Origin of the sequence: Escherichia albertii, from assembly GCF_028622335.1 — a bacterium.
Taxonomy (GTDB): Bacteria; Pseudomonadota; Gammaproteobacteria; order Enterobacterales; family Enterobacteriaceae; genus Escherichia; species Escherichia albertii.
Map to the genome: position 1 here is coordinate 2,359,677 of NZ_CP117568.1, position 17,921 is coordinate 2,377,597.

Annotated in this window: 16 protein-coding genes; 12 read left to right on the forward strand and 4 right to left on the reverse strand. The window is 51.8% G+C overall.

Annotated elements, in window-relative coordinates:
- The first annotated feature begins 1 nt into the window (after position 1).
- The 11 genes from kdsD (at position 2) to yrbL (ending at position 7,822) form a co-directional block, all read left to right on the forward strand.
- Positions 2 to 988 (forward strand): arabinose-5-phosphate isomerase KdsD, encoded by a 987-nt coding sequence (kdsD, locus tag PS053_RS11435; protein WP_256878800.1) that lies wholly within the window; start codon positions 2 to 4, stop codon positions 986 to 988.
- A gap of 20 nt (positions 989 to 1,008) precedes the next feature.
- Positions 1,009 to 1,575 (forward strand): 3-deoxy-manno-octulosonate-8-phosphatase KdsC, encoded by a 567-nt coding sequence (kdsC, locus tag PS053_RS11440; RefSeq protein ID WP_000029999.1) that lies wholly within the window; start codon positions 1,009 to 1,011, stop codon positions 1,573 to 1,575.
- Entirely contained in the window at positions 1,572 to 2,147 is a 576-nt protein-coding gene (lptC, locus tag PS053_RS11445; RefSeq protein ID WP_000030541.1) for an LPS export ABC transporter periplasmic protein LptC, read from the forward strand. Before kdsC ends, lptC begins: the two co-directional genes overlap by 4 nt.
- Positions 2,116 to 2,673, forward strand: coding sequence for a lipopolysaccharide ABC transporter substrate-binding protein LptA (gene lptA, locus PS053_RS11450; protein WP_000669777.1), 558 nt, complete (start codon positions 2,116 to 2,118; stop codon positions 2,671 to 2,673). The genes lptC and lptA overlap by 32 nt, the downstream gene beginning before the upstream one ends.
- A 6-nt stretch (positions 2,674 to 2,679) precedes the next feature.
- Positions 2,680 to 3,405 (forward strand): LPS export ABC transporter ATP-binding protein, encoded by a 726-nt coding sequence (lptB, locus tag PS053_RS11455; RefSeq protein WP_000224109.1) that lies wholly within the window; start codon positions 2,680 to 2,682, stop codon positions 3,403 to 3,405.
- Between the two features lie 47 nt (positions 3,406 to 3,452).
- The gene (gene rpoN / locus PS053_RS11460; RefSeq protein WP_025238246.1) at positions 3,453 to 4,886 is read left to right on the forward strand and encodes an RNA polymerase factor sigma-54; all 1,434 of its coding nucleotides are present in this window, start codon (positions 3,453 to 3,455) and stop codon (positions 4,884 to 4,886) included.
- A 22-nt stretch (positions 4,887 to 4,908) separates the two neighbouring features.
- The gene (gene hpf, locus PS053_RS11465; protein WP_001176602.1) at positions 4,909 to 5,196 is read left to right on the forward strand and encodes a ribosome hibernation promoting factor; all 288 of its coding nucleotides are present in this window, start codon (positions 4,909 to 4,911) and stop codon (positions 5,194 to 5,196) included.
- Between the two features lie 117 nt (positions 5,197 to 5,313).
- Positions 5,314 to 5,805 (forward strand): PTS IIA-like nitrogen regulatory protein PtsN, encoded by a 492-nt coding sequence (gene ptsN / locus PS053_RS11470; RefSeq protein WP_000609337.1) that lies wholly within the window; start codon positions 5,314 to 5,316, stop codon positions 5,803 to 5,805.
- Positions 5,806 to 5,850: 45 nt separating this feature from the next.
- Positions 5,851 to 6,705 (forward strand): RNase adapter RapZ, encoded by an 855-nt coding sequence (rapZ, locus tag PS053_RS11475; protein ID WP_000243742.1) that lies wholly within the window; start codon positions 5,851 to 5,853, stop codon positions 6,703 to 6,705.
- On the forward strand, positions 6,702 to 6,974 hold the full coding sequence (gene npr / locus PS053_RS11480) for a PTS phosphocarrier protein NPr (protein ID WP_000216792.1): 273 nt from the start codon (positions 6,702 to 6,704) through the stop codon (positions 6,972 to 6,974). Before rapZ ends, npr begins: the two co-directional genes overlap by 4 nt.
- A 215-nt stretch (positions 6,975 to 7,189) precedes the next feature.
- Complete coding sequence (gene yrbL, locus PS053_RS11485) at positions 7,190 to 7,822, forward strand: PhoP regulatory network protein YrbL (RefSeq protein WP_000581584.1); 633 nt, start codon at positions 7,190 to 7,192, stop codon at positions 7,820 to 7,822.
- Here yrbL and mtgA read toward each other — a convergent pair.
- The 4 genes from mtgA to mnmL form a co-directional block, all read right to left on the reverse strand.
- The gene (gene mtgA / locus PS053_RS11490; RefSeq protein WP_000047060.1) at positions 7,819 to 8,547 is read right to left on the reverse strand and encodes a monofunctional biosynthetic peptidoglycan transglycosylase; all 729 of its coding nucleotides are present in this window, start codon (positions 8,545 to 8,547) and stop codon (positions 7,819 to 7,821) included. The genes yrbL and mtgA overlap by 4 nt on opposite strands.
- The gene (gene elbB / locus PS053_RS11495) at positions 8,544 to 9,197 is read right to left on the reverse strand and encodes an isoprenoid biosynthesis glyoxalase ElbB (protein ID WP_002460962.1); all 654 of its coding nucleotides are present in this window, start codon (positions 9,195 to 9,197) and stop codon (positions 8,544 to 8,546) included. The genes mtgA and elbB overlap by 4 nt, the downstream gene beginning before the upstream one ends.
- A 229-nt stretch (positions 9,198 to 9,426) precedes the next feature.
- The gene (arcB, locus tag PS053_RS11500; RefSeq protein WP_256878799.1) at positions 9,427 to 11,763 is read right to left on the reverse strand and encodes an aerobic respiration two-component sensor histidine kinase ArcB; all 2,337 of its coding nucleotides are present in this window, start codon (positions 11,761 to 11,763) and stop codon (positions 9,427 to 9,429) included.
- Positions 11,764 to 11,857: 94 nt separating this feature from the next.
- The gene (gene mnmL / locus PS053_RS11505; RefSeq protein WP_024164699.1) at positions 11,858 to 12,787 is read right to left on the reverse strand and encodes a tRNA modification radical SAM protein MnmL/YtqA; all 930 of its coding nucleotides are present in this window, start codon (positions 12,785 to 12,787) and stop codon (positions 11,858 to 11,860) included.
- 672 nt (positions 12,788 to 13,459) lie between these two features.
- Here mnmL and gltB point away from each other — a divergent pair.
- Entirely contained in the window at positions 13,460 to 17,920 is a 4,461-nt protein-coding gene (gene gltB, locus PS053_RS11510; RefSeq protein WP_256878891.1) for a glutamate synthase large subunit, read from the forward strand.
- The last annotated feature ends 1 nt before the right edge of the window (position 17,921 follow it).

Genomic DNA, 17,921 nt, shown 5'->3' on the forward strand with positions numbered 1-17,921 from the left:
TATGTCGCACGTAGAGTTACAACCGGGTTTTGACTTTCAGCAAGCAGGTAAAGAAGTCCTGGCGATTGAACGTGAATGCCTGGCGGAGCTTGATCAATATATCAATCAGGATTTCACACTCGCCTGTGAAAAGATGTTCTGGTGTAAAGGGAAAGTCGTGGTCATGGGGATGGGAAAATCGGGGCACATTGGACGCAAAATGGCCGCAACGTTTGCCAGCACCGGTACGCCGTCGTTTTTTGTGCATCCTGGTGAGGCCGCGCATGGTGATTTAGGCATGGTCACTCCGCAGGACGTAGTGATAGCCATCTCCAACTCAGGCGAATCCAGCGAAATATCCGCATTAATTCCGGTTCTCAAGCGTCTGCGCGTACCGTTAATCTGTATCACGGGCCGCCCGGATAGCAGCATGGCGCGCGCAGCAGACGTGCACCTGTGTGTTAAAGTCGCGAAAGAAGCCTGCCCACTGGGGCTGGCGCCGACCAGCAGCACCACCGCCACGCTAGTCATGGGCGATGCGCTCGCCGTTGCTCTGTTAAAGGCACGCGGCTTTACCGCACAAGATTTTGCGCTCTCGCATCCGGGCGGCGCACTAGGTCGTAAACTTCTGTTACGGGTCAGCGATATTATGCATACGGGCGATGAGATCCCGCATGTCAAAAAAACCGCCAGTCTGCGAGACGCATTACTGGAAGTCACCCGCAAAAATCTTGGTATGACCGTCATTTGCGATGACAATATGATGATTGAAGGCATCTTTACCGACGGCGATTTACGCCGTGTCTTCGATATGGGCGTGGATGTCCGTCAATTAGGTATTGCCGATGTGATGACGCCAGGCGGAATTCGCGTACGTCCTGGCATTCTGGCCGTCGAGGCGCTGAACTTAATGCAGTCCCGCCATATCACCTCCGTAATGGTTGCCGATGGCGACCGTTTACTCGGTGTGTTACATATGCATGATTTACTGCGTGCAGGCGTAGTGTAAAGATTCAAGGATAAACGACAATGAGTAAAGCAGGTGCGTCGATTGAGACCTGTTACGGCCCTGTCAGCGCTGATGTTATGGCAAAAGCAGAAAATATTCGTCTGCTGATCCTCGACGTCGATGGCGTATTGTCAGATGGTCTGATTTATATGGGCAACAACGGCGAAGAGTTGAAAGCGTTCAATGTTCGTGACGGTTATGGCATTCGTTGTGCGCTCACCTCTGATATTGAAGTCGCTATCATTACCGGGCGAAAGGCTAAACTGGTAGAAGATCGTTGTGCGACTTTAGGGATCACCCATTTATACCAGGGGCAGTCGAACAAACTTATCGCCTTTAACGATCTGCTAAAAAAACTGGCGATCGCACCGGAAAACGTGGCTTACGTTGGAGATGATCTCATCGACTGGCCGGTGATGGAAAAAGTGGGCTTAAGCGTTGCCGTTGCCGATGCGCATCCACTGTTGATTCCACGCGCCGACTATGTGACGTACATTGCTGGCGGTCGCGGCGCGGTACGCGAAGTTTGCGACTTATTACTCCTGGCGCAGGGCAAACTGGATGAAGCCAAAGGGCAATCGATATGAGTAAAGCCAGACGTTGGGTTATCATTGTGCTATCACTGGCGGTTTTGGTGATGATCGGCATTAACATGACCGAGAAAGACGATATCGCCCAGGTGGTCGTCAACAATAATGATCCCACCTATAAAAGCGAGCATACGGACACGCTCGTCTATAACCCAGAAGGAGCGCTAAGCTATCGATTGATTGCTCAACACGTTGAATATTATTCCGATCAGGCTGTTTCGTGGTTTACGCAGCCGGTACTTACCACGTTTGATAAGGATAAAATCCCGACATGGTCGGTAAAAGCTGATAAAGCCAAGCTGACTAATGACCGGATGCTCTATTTGTATGGACACGTTGAAGTCAACGCGCTAGTGCCGGACTCTCAACTTCGTAGAATCACGACGGATAACGCGCAGATCAATCTGGTAACGCAGGATGTTACCTCTGAAGACCTCGTCACGTTATACGGAACAACATTTAACTCCAGCGGTCTGAAAATGCGCGGCAACTTACGCAGCAAGAACGCCGAGCTGATTGAAAAGGTTAGAACATCCTATGAAATTCAAAACAAACAAACTCAGCCTTAATCTTGTGCTTGCCAGCTCACTTCTGGCCGCCAGTATTCCGGCATTTGCCGTAACCGGGGACACTGACCAGCCGATCCACATTGAATCGGACCAGCAGTCTCTTGATATGCAAGGCAACGTGGTTACCTTCACCGGTAACGTCATCGTTACCCAGGGCACCATCAAAATTAATGCCGATAAAGTGGTCGTCACCCGTCCCGGTGGCGAACAAGGTAAAGAAGTGATCGATGGCTACGGTAAACCTGCAACTTTCTATCAGATGCAGGACAACGGCAAACCTGTCGAAGGTCACGCCTCCCAGATGCACTACGAACTGGCAAAAGATTTTGTTGTACTTACTGGCAATGCCTTTCTGAAGCAGATCGACAGCAACATCACGGGTGATAAGATCACATATCTGGTGAAAGAGCAGAAAATGCAGGCCTTCAGCGACAAAGGCAAGCGCGTAACCACCGTTCTGGTACCGTCGCAGTTGCAGGACAAAAACAACAAAGGCCAAACCCCGGCGCAGAAGAAGGGTAATTAATTCGTTATGGCAACATTAACCGCAAAGAACCTTGCAAAAGCCTATAAAGGCCGCCGCGTGGTAGAAGACGTCAGTCTGACCGTCAATTCCGGGGAAATTGTCGGTCTGCTTGGGCCAAACGGCGCCGGTAAGACAACGACTTTCTATATGGTTGTAGGTATCGTGCCGCGCGACGCGGGCAACATCATCATTGATAATGACGATATCAGCCTGCTTCCACTACACGCCCGCGCACGTCGCGGTATCGGTTATCTGCCGCAGGAAGCTTCAATTTTTCGTCGCCTGAGCGTCTACGATAACCTGATGGCAGTACTACAAATTCGTGACGACTTATCGGCTGAACAGCGCGAAGACCGCGCAAATGAGCTGATGGAAGAGTTCCACATTGAGCATTTGCGCGACAGCATGGGACAGTCACTCTCCGGTGGTGAACGTCGCCGTGTAGAAATTGCCCGCGCACTGGCAGCGAATCCGAAATTTATCCTGCTCGATGAACCATTTGCTGGGGTCGATCCGATCTCGGTTATCGACATCAAACGCATTATTGAACATCTGCGCGATAGCGGTCTGGGTGTGCTGATCACTGACCACAATGTGCGTGAAACACTGGCGGTTTGTGAACGCGCTTACATCGTCAGTCAGGGGCATTTGATCGCCCACGGCACGCCTACAGAAATCTTACAAGACGAACACGTTAAGCGTGTATACCTTGGGGAAGACTTCAGACTCTGATAGGGTAGAAGTTTGCGACGTTTTAGCAGGAGAATACGATTCTGAACATGAAGCAAGGTTTGCAACTCAGGCTTAGTCAACAACTGGCGATGACGCCTCAGCTACAACAGGCGATTCGTCTGTTGCAGTTGTCCACGCTGGAGCTTCAGCAGGAGCTACAGCAAGCGCTGGAGAGCAATCCGCTGCTTGAGCAAATCGACACTCATGAAGAAATCGACACCCGCGAAACACAAGACAGCGAAACGCTGGACGCCGCTGACGCGCTCGAACAAAAAGAGATGCCGGAAGAGCTACCGCTTGATGCCAGTTGGGACACGATCTATACCGCCGGTACACCATCTGGCACCAGCGGCGACTACATCGACGACGAGTTGCCGATCTATCAGGGTGAAACGACGCAAACCTTGCAAGATTACCTGATGTGGCAGGTCGAACTGACGCCGTTTTCCGATACTGACCGCGCTATCGCCACCTCTATCGTCGATGCTGTTGATGAGACGGGTTATCTCACCGTGCCGCTGGAAGATATTCTCGAAAGCATGGGCGATGACGAGATCGATATCGATGAAATTGAAGCTGTCCTCAAACGGATCCAGCGCTTTGACCCGGTTGGCGTAGCAGCGAAAGATCTGCGCGACTGCCTGTTGATCCAACTCTCCCAGTTCGACAAAACCACGCCGTGGCTGGAAGAGGCCAGACTCATTATAAGCGATCACCTTGATCTGTTAGCCAATCACGACTTCCGCACGTTAATGCGCGTTACACGACTGAAAGAAGATGTGCTGAAAGAAGCCGTCAATCTGATCCAGTCGCTCGATCCGCGTCCGGGTCAGTCGATCCAGACCGGCGAACCGGAATATGTCATTCCAGACGTGTTAGTACGTAAGCATAACGGTCGCTGGACGGTTGAACTCAACAGTGACAGCATTCCGCGTCTGCAAATCAACCAGCACTACGCCTCAATGTGCAACAGCGCACGCAACGATGGCGATAGTCAGTTTATCCGCAGCAATCTGCAGGATGCCAAATGGTTGATAAAGAGTCTGGAAAGCCGTAACGATACGCTGCTGCGCGTCAGTCGCTGTATCGTTGAACAGCAGCAAGCCTTCTTTGAACAAGGCGAAGAATATATGAAACCGATGGTGCTGGCCGATATCGCCCAGGCCGTCGAGATGCATGAATCGACGATATCTCGCGTGACCACGCAAAAATATCTGCATAGTCCACGAGGCATTTTTGAACTGAAGTATTTCTTTTCCAGTCATGTCAATACTGAGGGCGGGGGCGAAGCCTCTTCCACAGCGATTCGCGCACTGGTGAAGAAATTAATCGCGGCGGAAAACCCAGCGAAACCGTTGAGCGACAGCAAGTTAACCTCTTTGCTGTCGGAACAAGGTATCATGGTGGCGCGCCGTACTGTTGCGAAGTACCGAGAGTCTTTATCCATTCCGCCGTCAAACCAGCGTAAACAGCTCGTTTGACCCAACTGATAAGGAAGACGCTATGCAGCTCAACATTACCGGAAATAACGTCGAGATCACCGAGGCCCTGCGCGAATTTGTCACCTCAAAATTTGCCAAACTTGAGCAATATTTTGACCGAATCAACCAGGTTTATGTTGTTCTGAAAGTGGAGAAAGTCACCCACACCTCAGATGCGACACTGCATGTTAACGGTGGTGAAATTCATGCCAGTGCGGAAGGTCAGGATATGTACGCCGCCATTGACGGTTTAATTGATAAGCTGGCACGTCAGTTGACCAAGCATAAAGATAAATTGAAACAACACTAATTGTCCGGGCGATTAGCAAGTGCATAACGGCCTGTTGTGCAGCACAACAGGCCATTTGTACGGTTAATGCTCCGAACCTGTTCCACGGTTTGAGTGGACGGGTTCTTAGGTGAAATTATGATAAATAATGATACAACTCTACAGCTTAGCAGTGTTCTTAACAGGGAATGTACGCGAAGTCGCGTCCACTGCCAGAGCAAAAAACGTGCACTGGAAATCATCAGCGAACTGGCGGCAAAGCAGCTTAGCCTGCCGCCTCAGGTAGTTTTTGAAGCTATCCTGACGCGGGAAAAAATGGGCAGTACCGGTATCGGTAATGGCATTGCGATCCCGCACGGCAAACTGGAAGAAGATACCCTGCGTGCCGTTGGCGTCTTCGTTCAACTGGAAACGCCAATCGCTTTTGATGCTATCGACAACCAACCCGTCGATCTGCTTTTTGCCCTGCTGGTGCCTGCTGACCAAACCAAAACGCACCTGCATACTCTTTCACTGGTTGCGAAACGCCTGGCGGACAAAACCATTTGCCGCCGTTTACGCGCCGCCCAGAGCGATGAAGAGCTGTATCAAATCATTACGGATACCGAAGGTACTCCGAATGAAGCGTAGTTATTCGGTAATGTCTCTTTTAGACGTTGTGAGGAGAAACAGTACATGGTACTGATGATCGTCAGCGGACGTTCAGGTTCAGGTAAATCTGTCGCCCTGCGTGCGCTGGAAGATATGGGTTTTTACTGCGTGGATAACCTTCCCGTCGTACTGTTACCCGATCTGGCCCGCACCCTGGCCGATCGCGAGATTTCTGCTGCTGTCAGCATTGATGTTCGCAATATGCCAGAGTCGCCTGAAATATTCGAACAGGCGATGAGCAATCTACCTGATGCTTTCTCACCGCAACTGCTTTTTCTTGATGCCGACCGTAACACCTTAATTCGCCGTTACAGCGATACGCGACGCCTGCATCCGCTCTCCAGCAAAAACCTGTCGCTGGAAAGTGCTATCGACAAGGAAAGCGATCTGCTGGAACCACTGCGCTCACGGGCCGATCTGATTGTCGATACATCAGAAATGTCCGTTCACGAGCTGGCGGAAATGCTGCGTACCCGTTTGCTGGGTAAACGTGAGCGTGAACTGACGATGGTGTTTGAGTCCTTCGGCTTCAAGCACGGTATTCCTATCGATGCGGATTACGTCTTTGACGTACGTTTCCTGCCGAACCCGCACTGGGATCCCAAACTGCGTCCGATGACCGGTCTTGATAAGCCCGTCGCCGCATTCCTTGACCGCCACACAGAAGTACACAATTTTATCTACCAGACGCGTAGTTATCTTGAGCTATGGTTACCTATGCTGGAAACCAATAACCGTAGCTACCTGACGGTCGCTATTGGTTGTACCGGCGGGAAACACCGTTCGGTGTATATTGCAGAACAACTGGCAGACTACTTCCGCTCACGCGGTAAAAACGTGCAGTCACGCCATCGTACGCTGGAAAAACGCAAATCATGACCGTCAAACAAACCGTCGAAATCACTAATAAGCTGGGCATGCATGCCCGGCCTGCTATGAAATTGTTTGAATTAATGCAAGGTTTTGACGCTGAAGTGCTGCTACGCAACGACGAAGGGACCGAAGCTGAAGCCAATAGCGTTATTGCTCTGTTGATGTTGGACTCCGCCAAGGGACGACAGATTGAAGTAGAAGCAACTGGCCCACAGGAAGTTGAGGCGCTGGCCGCCGTTATCGCCCTCTTTAACTCCGGTTTTGACGAAGATTAATCTTCATCATTCAGACACTTAAATCCCTCTAAATACACACCTTCAGACGAAATAGCACCTGGGATAGGATCATCCCTGGCTTCCGAGATTTGTACATTTCGTGCTCTTTTTATCTCCAAACCAACATTAAGAAAACCTTAAGAAAGGCTGTTTAAATTCTGTTTAAGTAAAACGCCCATACTGGAGAATGTCAGGATATATTTCCAGGAGATGGCATGATCCACTTATCCGCACAAACTCCCCTGGGCACCGGAAGACATCGTAAATGTTATGCGCATCCGGATGATACCCAACGCTGCATTAAGATTGTCTACCACCGTGGCGACGGTGGGGATAAAGAGATTCGCCGTGAGTTAAAATACTATGCGCACCTTAACCGCCGATTAAAAGACTGGAGCGGGCTCCCACGTTACCACGGTACAGTTGAGACGGATTGTGGAACGGGTTACGTCTACGACGTAATTACCGATTTCGACGGAAAGCCATCAATTACGTTGAGCGAATTTGCTGAGCAATGCCGTTACGAAGATGATGTCACACAATTGCGCCAGTTACTGAAACAACTGAAACGTTATTTACAGGATAATCGCATCGTGACGATGTCGCTGAAGCCACAAAACATCCTCTGCCATCGCATCAGCGAATCAGAGATTGTCCCTGTCGTCTGCGACAATATTGGGGAAAGTACGCTAATTCCACTGGCGACCTGGTCGAAGTGGTGTTGCCAGCGTAAACAAGCACGGTTATGGAAACGGTTTGTTGCGCAACCGGCATTAGCTATTGCTCTACAAAAAGAGGCGCTGCCTCGCGAGAGCAAAAGGCTCGCCCTCTCCTCACGCGAAGCTTAATCCAGTTGGTGTTGCCGCATAAATGACTCGCCGCCTAACTGGCGCATTTGTCGTAAAATCCACGCCTGACGGTTACGCACGTAACCTGATGGCGCAGAGACTTTAAAACGTAGCGGGTTCGGTAGCACTGCTGCCAGTAACGCGGCTTCCGACTGAGTAAGTTTGCTGGCTGGCTTATGAAAATAGCGCTGCGCCGCAGCTTCGACACCAAACACCCCTTCACCAAATTCAGCAATATTGAGGTAAACCGTCAGGATGCGCTTTTTGCTCCAGACTGTTTCTATCCCCAACGTCAGGACAGCTTCCAGCCCTTTACGTATCCAGCTACGCCCATCCCACAAAAAAAGATTTTTAGCCGTCTGCTGGGAAAGGGTTGATGCACCGCGAATGCGGTTTTCATTGCGCTCATTGTGTGCCAGAGCTTTCTCAATGGAAGCGACATCAAACCCCCAGTGCTCGGGAAATTTTTGATCTTCAGCGGCAATCACCGCCAGCCCCATCCACGGCGAAATTTGTTCCATACTGGCCCACTCAGAATGCGCCACATAACGAAAATTACCGTGCAACCAGGCATTCACTTGCCGCTCCGCCATTACCGCCGAGAACGGTACCGGAACCACACTAAACAGTACAATGCCCCCGCTCCAGAACACAGCGAGAACAACGACTAACCGCAGAAGAAAACGGCGAACAAAGTTGAACGCCGTTAAGCGGCTTTTGCTCATTCAGCCAGAACCAGTACGCGGGAAACCAGCTTATCGATACCGCTTGCCGCTTCAGCGATATTCTGTGCCAACATATATGCTGGCGTAGTGACAATCTTATTGTCTTCATCAACAACGATATCATCGACCGGGCAAGGTACATGTTCTGCCCCCATCTCCTCCAGCACTTCAGCGGTATCAATATCTGTACCAATGGTCAGGCGCAGGGGGAAATCAAAGATTTTCGGCAACATTGCTGGAGCAATACACATAAACCCCTGCGGTTTACCGGCCTGATGCATCGCTTGCGCCAGTGCTTTTAACGCGTTGTCAACGTGGCACTCGCTGCCCTGGCTTGCAAAGTTGCTTAAATTTTTTGCTGCGCCAAAGCCTCCGGGCACAATCAGCGCATCCAGTTCGGCAGCATCGGCCTGCGCCAAAGAACGGATCTCACCACGAGCAATGCGCGCCGCTTCAATCAGCACATTACGTGATTCAGCCATTGCCTCCCCAGTTAAATGGTTGATGACATCAACCTGCTGCTTATCCGGCGCAAAGCAGACCGCCTGCGCGCCGCTACGCGCTATCGCCAGAAGCGTCAGCACGGCTTCATGTATTTCAGAACCGTCGTAAACACCGCATCCGCTCAGAACTACGCCAATTTTCTTCATTGTGATCATCCTTTCGCAACTGACTAAAACACATTAATCTTTTTAATAAAAACGCTACGCATCACACATTTAACTGATTCATGTAACAAATCATTTAAGATTTGCTATCTTAACTGCGTGCGGCCTGAAAAACAGCGCTGTGCCTTTGTAACGCATCATAATAATGTACGGCGCAGCTACGATTTCCCTGGTGTTGGCGCAGTATTCGCGCACCCCGGTATAGCCGGGGTCATTTTTTAGTGGCTTTTGCCACCCACGCTTTCAGCACTTCTACGTCGTGACGCCACTCTTCTTTCATCTCTTCAATCCATTCACCGACGTTATCTTCCCATGCAGGAAGATCGGGAGACTGGATTTGCTGACCAAGCTGTTGCAGATGGCGTAACCCCACTGAACCGGCAGCGCCTTTAATTTTATGCCCTTCCTCAACGATGCCTTTTTTATCCTGCGCCGTCAGATTCGACTCCAGCACGCTGACATAGCCCGGCATCATCCTCTCAAACACCGCTAACCCGTCGGTGATCAGCTTCGGTCCTACAAGTTCGAGATACTGTTCCAGCATGGGAATATCGAGCAATGCTTCTGATTTACTGTTCTCTTCTATCGTCACCGTACTCTCCTCATCATCCTGGGTATCCCAGAATTTCTTGATCATCGCGGTTAGCGCCGGAACAGAAAGCGGCTTACTCAGCACATCATCCATTCCAGCATTGAGGTACTCTTGTTTGTCTTTCAGCACGTTAGCGGTTAAGGCCACCAGCGGCGGTAAATCCTCGCGCGGATAACGCTTCGTCAGTTCACGAGAGATATCCAGCCCGGTCATATCTGGCAACTGAATATCCAGCAACACCAGGTCGTATTCGCCCGGTTTAAACATCTCCAGCGCCGCCTTGCCGGTCATTGCCACATCGACGCTGTTACCCAGTTTTTCCAGTACCGAACGAGCAACAATGACGTTCAGTTCAATGTCTTCCACCAGCAACACATTCAACGCGGGTAAAGGCATATCATCTTCGTCAAACGCATCATCCACTTCTTCCGCTACTGACGGCGCGTGGATTGTCAGAGTGAAGATCGAACCTTTACCCTGTTCGCTGGTAACGGTGATATCACCGCCCATATTTTTCGCCAGTCGACGAGATACCGCCAGACCAATGCCGGTTCCAGTGGCAGGTTTACCGCCATGACTATCTTTAACCTGGTAATACATGGCGAAAATTTTATCCAGCTCATCCTGCGGAATACCGATACCAGAGTCTTCCACGTCAAAATGTAACATCTCGCCTTCATCGTAGCGCACGCGCACAGTAACCTGGCCTTGCTGGGTAAATTTGACGGCGTTGCTAATTAAGTTCCACAAGATCTGGCGTAAACGCGTACCGTCGGTAATAACCTGATGCGGTAACGGTAGCGTCGGCTCAAGAACAAAGCGTAAACCTTTTTGCTGCGCCTGTAGCGCAGAGAGGTTTTCCAGGTCAGCCAGGAAACTGGTGAAGTCAACCGGCTGGTTATCAAGCTGAACCTTGCGTCGCTCCATCTTATCCATGTCGATAATATCGTTGAAAATATTACCCAAAGTAACGGCAGAAACATGGATGGTTTTGAGATATTTTTCCTGTTCGGCGGTCAGTTCGGTATCCAGCAGAATGCGACTCAGACCGACGATACCGTTCAGCGGTGTACGTAACTCATGGCTGATGGTGGAGATAAAGGTCGTTTTGTCACGGCTGGCGCGTTCAAGCGCATCCTGATACCGCTTACGCTCGGTAATGTCGCGACCAAAGCCCATCAAACCGTGACGTTTACCCACGCGGTCGTAATACGGCACTTTACGAATTTCAAAGCAGGCTTTACGTCCGTCCGGGTAATCCAGCCACTGTTCATAAGTGAGGGACACATTATGACGGAACACTTTCTCATCGGTTTCCATGACTTTCGCTGCGGCTTCTGGCGAATAAACGTCCGCAGGCTTTAGATGCACCAACTGTTTTTCGCTTTTCCCGGTCAGCAATTCCATCGCACGGTTACAGCCGGAAAACTCTTTATCTTCGTTACGGTAAAAAACCAGATCAGGAGAAGCGTCAAGGAATGAACGTAAAAATGAGGATTGTTGTTCGAGCTGAATTTGCGTCTCTTCGCGTTCTTTAATTTCAATTTTCAGTTGGCCGAACGTTTCCTGCAACTCGGCTTCGGCTTTCTCGCGATCGGCAATTTCCTGATTAAGCTGGGTAATATTGTCTTTCAATTGCACATTGAGGCTCAGATCGCGCTCGCGCATCTCTTCCAGTTTTTGCACCAGACGTGATAAGCGTTGCCGGGACTCTTCCAGCTGTTCAACAACCACCGAAAGAAAGTAGACCGCCCACGGCGTAATCAATAAACCAAAGAAGATAGAGCGAATAACATCAATGCTTTCGACCTGTCCATGCAGCACCATGGTCACTGCCATTTGTACCACAATGGCGAGAACGACGAGAGCCAGCGCCAGCAACATTGAGAAGCGCACCAGCCCCAACTTCATCATCAGATCAACATAGTACTGCGCCAGCAGACGAATTTGCTTCATTAGGGAATTCCTTCACAACAACCTGCCCCAATAATACCCAATTCTGACAGTGACGTTGTAAATTGTGTGAGAAATGCGGAATTCCCCTCAATACCTACACTGTTGGAGGTAACCACGGGCGTCCCAATGCCGATCCTTGTACACCGTATTCGTTAAGATAGCGATCCAACTCGACCATGCCCGTCCAACGGTTTTCACACCACAGCGGCGCCAGTAAAGTTGGGCGGCGGGCGCTGGCGGAAATACGGTGGTAGATAACCTCCGGTGGCGTATGACGAATCATTTCCCCCGCCGTCACTGTGTAATCCTCCAGTTCAATGCCGTTTAAACGCCCCGCTTCCCAGGCTTTTGCCATAATGCTGCCTTTCACAATATGCAGCGGATGCAGCTTTATACCGTCAACACCGGTTTCAACCACTCGCTCCAGCGTTTGCAGGCATTCGGCGTGCCCTTCTCCCGGCAGCCCGACAATTAAGTGCGCGCACACTTTCAGCCCGCGTTCCCTCGCCAGTTGGGTCGTGCGCTGATAGCAAGCAAAATCATGACCGCGATTAATGCGATGCAGCGTTTTATCGTGCGCAGTTTGCAACCCCAGCTCCAGCCATACTTCATAACCCTGGTCTTTATATTCACAGAGCAGATCCAGCACCGCATCTGGCACGCAGTCCGGGCGGGTACCAACACACAAACCGACAATGTTGGCCTGACTCACCGCCTGTTGATACATAGAGCGCAGTACCTGAACTTCAGCAAAGGTGCTGGTATAAGCCTGAAAGTAGGCAAGATAGCGTTTCGCGCGGTTGACCAGATTAGCCTGATGCGCCAGTTGTTCGGCGATCGAACGGTGTTGCTGGGCCTCATCAGCAAACGAAGCAACATTACAGAACGTACAGCCCCCGCGCCCAATGGTGCCGTCGCGATTCGGGCAGCTAAAACCGCCGTGCAGCGTCAGCTTATGCACCTTTTGCCCATAACGACGGGTAAGATCCCCACCAAACATATTGACTAATTTCTGTAACTGCATAATCTGATAGACCGCGCCTTGAAAAGAGGCCAAAGCCTGCCATTTTTAGCCCAATTCGGCGATGACCTGGATCAATCGCCCTGGTCCACCTTTATCAACTGCATAACAAATCATAATTACTGAAATTTCATGCAGCATGGCATGAATTATTTTTACTTATCTTGCGTCGGATTTTTTTACCGTCCGAGAGATTTTAGACAAAAACAGTAGTATGAAACGCTTTTTACGCGCAAGGCAGGATAAAACACTAGTTTCACCGTCAGTTCAAGGCAGGATAAGGGTTAACACGACTCGATAGCAGTCAGTAACCCGACGTTTCCTTTACTCAGCCATCATTAAGCCAAAATAATTTTTTGATTAAATTTCAATAAATTAACAAAGATTTTTGCGCTAAAGCACATTTCCGTATCAATGCGCTTGCCATTTGACCTGTGTCTGCTTTCCCGATAAGTTGGAAATCCGCTGGAAGCTTTCTGGATGAGCGACCTGCTCATCATATTTATGCAGTAATTGAGATCCCCTCTTCACCGTATTAACCGATGCGAAAGGATAAAAAAGGGGCGAATGCGAGGTAAACGTATGAAACGTAACCCCCGTCGCCATGCTCTTTCTGTGCCCGTGCGCAGCGGTTCGGAAGTGGGGTTCCCGCAGAGCCTGGGGGAGGTTCACGATATGTTGTACGATAAATCCCTTGAGAGGGATAACTGTGGTTTCGGCCTGATCGCCCACATAGAAGGCGAACCTAGCCACAAGGTAGTGCGTACCGCCATACACGCACTGGCCCGCATGCAGCACCGTGGAGCGATTCTCGCCGATGGTAAAACCGGAGACGGTTGCGGCTTGTTATTACAAAAACCGGATCGCTTTTTTCGCATCGTTGCGCAGGAACGCGGCTGGCGTTTAGCTAAAAACTACGCCGTCGGGATGATTTTCCTGAATAAAGATCCTGAACTCGCCGCTGCCGCACGTCGCATCGTGGAAGAAGAATTACAACGCGAAACCTTGTCGATTGTAGGCTGGCGTGATGTCCCCACTAACGAAGGCGTGCTGGGTGAAATCGCCCTCTCCTCTCTGCCGCGTATTGAGCAAATTTTCGTTAACGCTCCGGCAGGCTGGCGTCCGCGTGATATGGAGCGCCGTCTGTTTATCGCCCGTCGCCGCATTGAAAAGCGTCTCGAAAGCGACAAAGACTTCTACGTCTGTAGCCTGTCGAATCTGGTGAATATCTATAAAGGTCTGTGTATGCCGGCGGATTTGCCGCGCTTTTATCTGGATCTTGCGGACCTGCGTCTGGAATCGGCCATCTGCCTGTTCCATCAGCGCTTCTCCACCAACACCGTGCCACGCTGGCCACTGGCGCAGCCATTCCGCTACCTGGCACATAACGGTGAAATCAACACCATCACCGGCAACCGTCAGTGGGCACGCGCCCGTACCTATAAATTCCAGACGCCGCTAATCCCTGACCTGCACGATGCCGCGCCGTTCGTCAACGAAACGGGGTCTGACTCCAGCTCGATGGATAACATGCTGGAACTGCTGCTGGCAGGCGGGATGGATATCATCCGCGCCATGCGTCTGTTAGTGCCGCCCGCCTGGCAGAACAACCCGGATATGGACCCGGAACTGCGCGCGTTCTTCGACTTTAACTCCATGCATATGGAGCCGTGGGATGGTCCGGCGGGCATCGTGATGTCTGACGGTCGTTTTGCCGCCTGTAACCTCGACCGTAACGGTCTGCGTCCGGCGCGCTACGTCATCACCAAAGATAAGCTCATCACCTGTGCCTCTGAAGTGGGTATCTGGGATTACCAGCCCGACGAAGTGGTGGAAAAAGGCCGCGTGGGCCCAGGCGAACTGATGGTGATCGACACCCGCAGCGGGCGCATTCTGCACTCGGCAGAAACCGATGACGACCTGAAAAGCCGCCATCCTTATAAAGAGTGGATGGAGAAAAACGTCCGCCGCCTGGTACCGTTTGAAGATCTGCCCGATGAAGAAGTCGGTAGCCGCGAACTGGACGACGACACGCTTGCCAGCTACCAGAAACAGTTTAACTACAGCGCGGAAGAGCTGGATTCCGTGATCCGCGTGCTGGGCGAAAACGGCCAGGAAGCCGTTGGGTCGATGGGCGACGACACCCCATTCGCCGTGCTCTCCAGTCAGCCGCGCATTATTTACGACTACTTCCGCCAGCAGTTTGCCCAGGTGACTAACCCGCCAATCGACCCGCTGCGTGAAGCGCATGTTATGTCGCTCGCCACCAGCATTGGCCGCGAAATGAACGTCTTCTGCGAAGCAGAAGGCCAGGCGCACCGTTTAAGCTTTAAATCGCCGATTCTGCTCTATTCCGATTTCAAACAGCTCACGACGATGAAAGAGGATCACTACCGCGCAGATACGCTGGATATCACCTTTGACGTCACTAAAACCACGCTCGAAGCGACGGTGAAAGAACTGTGCGACAAAGCCGAAAAAATGGTACGTAGCGGCACCGTGCTGCTGGTGCTCTCCGACCGGAATATCGCTAAAGATCGCCTGCCGGTTCCGGCTCCGATGGCGGTTGGCGCGATCCAGACCCGTCTGGTCGAGCAAAGCCTGCGTTGCGATGCCAACATCATCGTAGAAACCGCCAGCGCCCGTGATCCGCACCACTTCGCCGTGTTGCTGGGTTTCGGCGCGACGGCTATTTATCCATACCTTGCCTATGAAACGCTGGGCCGCCTGGTAGACACCCACGCGATTGCCAAAGATTATCGTACCGTGATGCTCAACTATCGTAACGGCATCAACAAAGGCTTGTACAAAATCATGTCCAAAATGGGCATCTCCACCATCGCCTCTTACCGCTGCTCGAAACTGTTCGAAGCGGTCGGTCTGCACGATGATGTAGTGGGCCTGTGCTTCCAGGGGGCAGTCAGCCGTATTGGCGGCGCGAACTTTGAAGACTTCCAGCAGGATCTGCTGAATCTGTCGAAACGAGCCTGGCTGGCGCGTAAGCCCATCAGCCAGGGCGGCCTGCTGAAATACGTGCACGGTGGCGAATACCACGCCTACAACCCGGACGTCGTACGCACGCTGCAACAGGCGGTACAGAGCGGCGAGTATAGCGACTATCAGGAATACGCGAAGCTGGTTAATGAGCGTCCGGCAACCACGCTGCGCGATCTGCTGGCAATTACGCCGGGTGAAAACGCGGTCAACATTGCTGATGTTGAACCGGCAAGCGAACTGTTTAAACGCTTCGATACCGCCGCGATGTCTATCGGCGCGTTAAGCCCGGAGGCCCACGAGGCGCTGGCGGAAGCGATGAACAGCCTCGGCGGCAACTCTAACTCCGGCGAAGGTGGTGAAGACCCTGCGCGCTATGGCACCAACAAAGTCTCGCGCATTAAACAGGTGGCGTCCGGTCGCTTCGGCGTTACTCCGGCATATCTGGTCAATGCCGACGTCATTCAAATTAAAGTCGCCCAGGGCGCGAAGCCGGGCGAAGGCGGTCAGTTGCCGGGTGATAAAGTCACTCCTTACATTGCCAAACTGCGCTATTCCGTACCCGGCGTCACGCTAATTTCACCGCCGCCGCATCACGATATTTATTCTATCGAGGACTTAGCGCAGCTCATTTTCGACCTCAAACAGGTCAACCCGAAAGCGATGATCTCCGTGAAGTTAGTGTCCGAACCGGGCGTCGGCACTATCGCTACCGGTGTGGCGAAAGCCTACGCGGACTTAATTACCATCGCAGGCTATGACGGCGGCACTGGCGCAAGTCCGCTTTCATCGGTGAAATACGCAGGTTGCCCGTGGGAACTGGGGCTTGTTGAAACGCAGCAAGCGCTGGTCGCTAATGGTTTGCGTCACAAGATCCGTTTGCAGGTCGATGGCGGTCTGAAAACTGGCGTTGATATCATCAAAGCAGCCATTCTCGGCGCGGAAAGTTTCGGCTTCGGCACTGGCCCAATGGTGGCGCTCGGCTGTAAATATCTGCGTATTTGCCACCTGAACAACTGCGCGACTGGCGTAGCAACTCAGGATGACAAACTGCGTAAGAACCACTATCACGGCCTGCCGTTCAAAGTGACCAACTACTTTGAATTTATCGCCCGTGAAACCCGCGAGCTGATGGCACAGTTGGGGGTAACGCGTCTGGTGGATCTGATTGGTCGCACCGACCTGCTGAAAGAGCTGGACGGTTTCACTGCCAAACAACAGAAACTGACACTGTCGAAGCTGCTGGAGACTGCCGAGCCACATCCAGGCAAAGCGCTCTACTGCACCGAAAACAACCCGCCGTTTGATAATGGCCTGCTAAACGCGCAGTTACTGCAACAGGCGAAACTCTTTGTCGATGAGCGCCAGAGCAAAACCTTCTGGTTCGATATTCGCAACACTGATCGTTCTGTCGGCGCGTCGCTTTCAGGCTATATCGCCCAGACGCACGGCGATCAGGGGCTGGCGGCCGATCCGATCAAAGCATACTTCAACGGCACCGCGGGCCAGAGCTTCGGTGTGTGGAACGCCGGCGGCGTGGAGCTGTATCTGACGGGAGATGCTAACGACTATGTCGGTAAAGGCATGGCGGGCGGCTTAATCGCCATTCGTCCTCCGGTTGGCTCAGCCTTCCGCAGCCATGAAGCGAGCATTATCGGCAACACCTGCCTGTATGGCGCCACTGGTGGCCGTCTGTATGCCGCAGGCCGCGCGGGTGAACGTTTCGGCGTGCGTAACTCTGGCGCAATTACCGTGGTAGAAGGTATTGGCGACAACGGTTGTGAATATATGACGGGCGGTATCGTCTGTATTCTGGGTAAAACCGGCGTGAACTTCGGCGCGGGCATGACCGGCGGCTTCGCTTACGTTCTCGACGAAAGCGGTGATTTCCGCAAACGCGTTAACCCGGAACTGGTCGAAGTATTAAGCGTTGACGATTTGGCGATCCATGAAGAGCATCTGCGTGGTCTTATCACCGAGCATGTGCAGCATACCGGTTCCCAGCGTGGTGAAGAAATTCTGGCGAACTGGTCAACCTTTGCCACTAAATTCGCGCTGGTTAAACCGAAGTCCAGTGATGTAAAAGCACTGCTGGGTCACCGTAGTCGTAGCGCAGCAGAGTTGCGCGTGCAGGCGCAGTAAG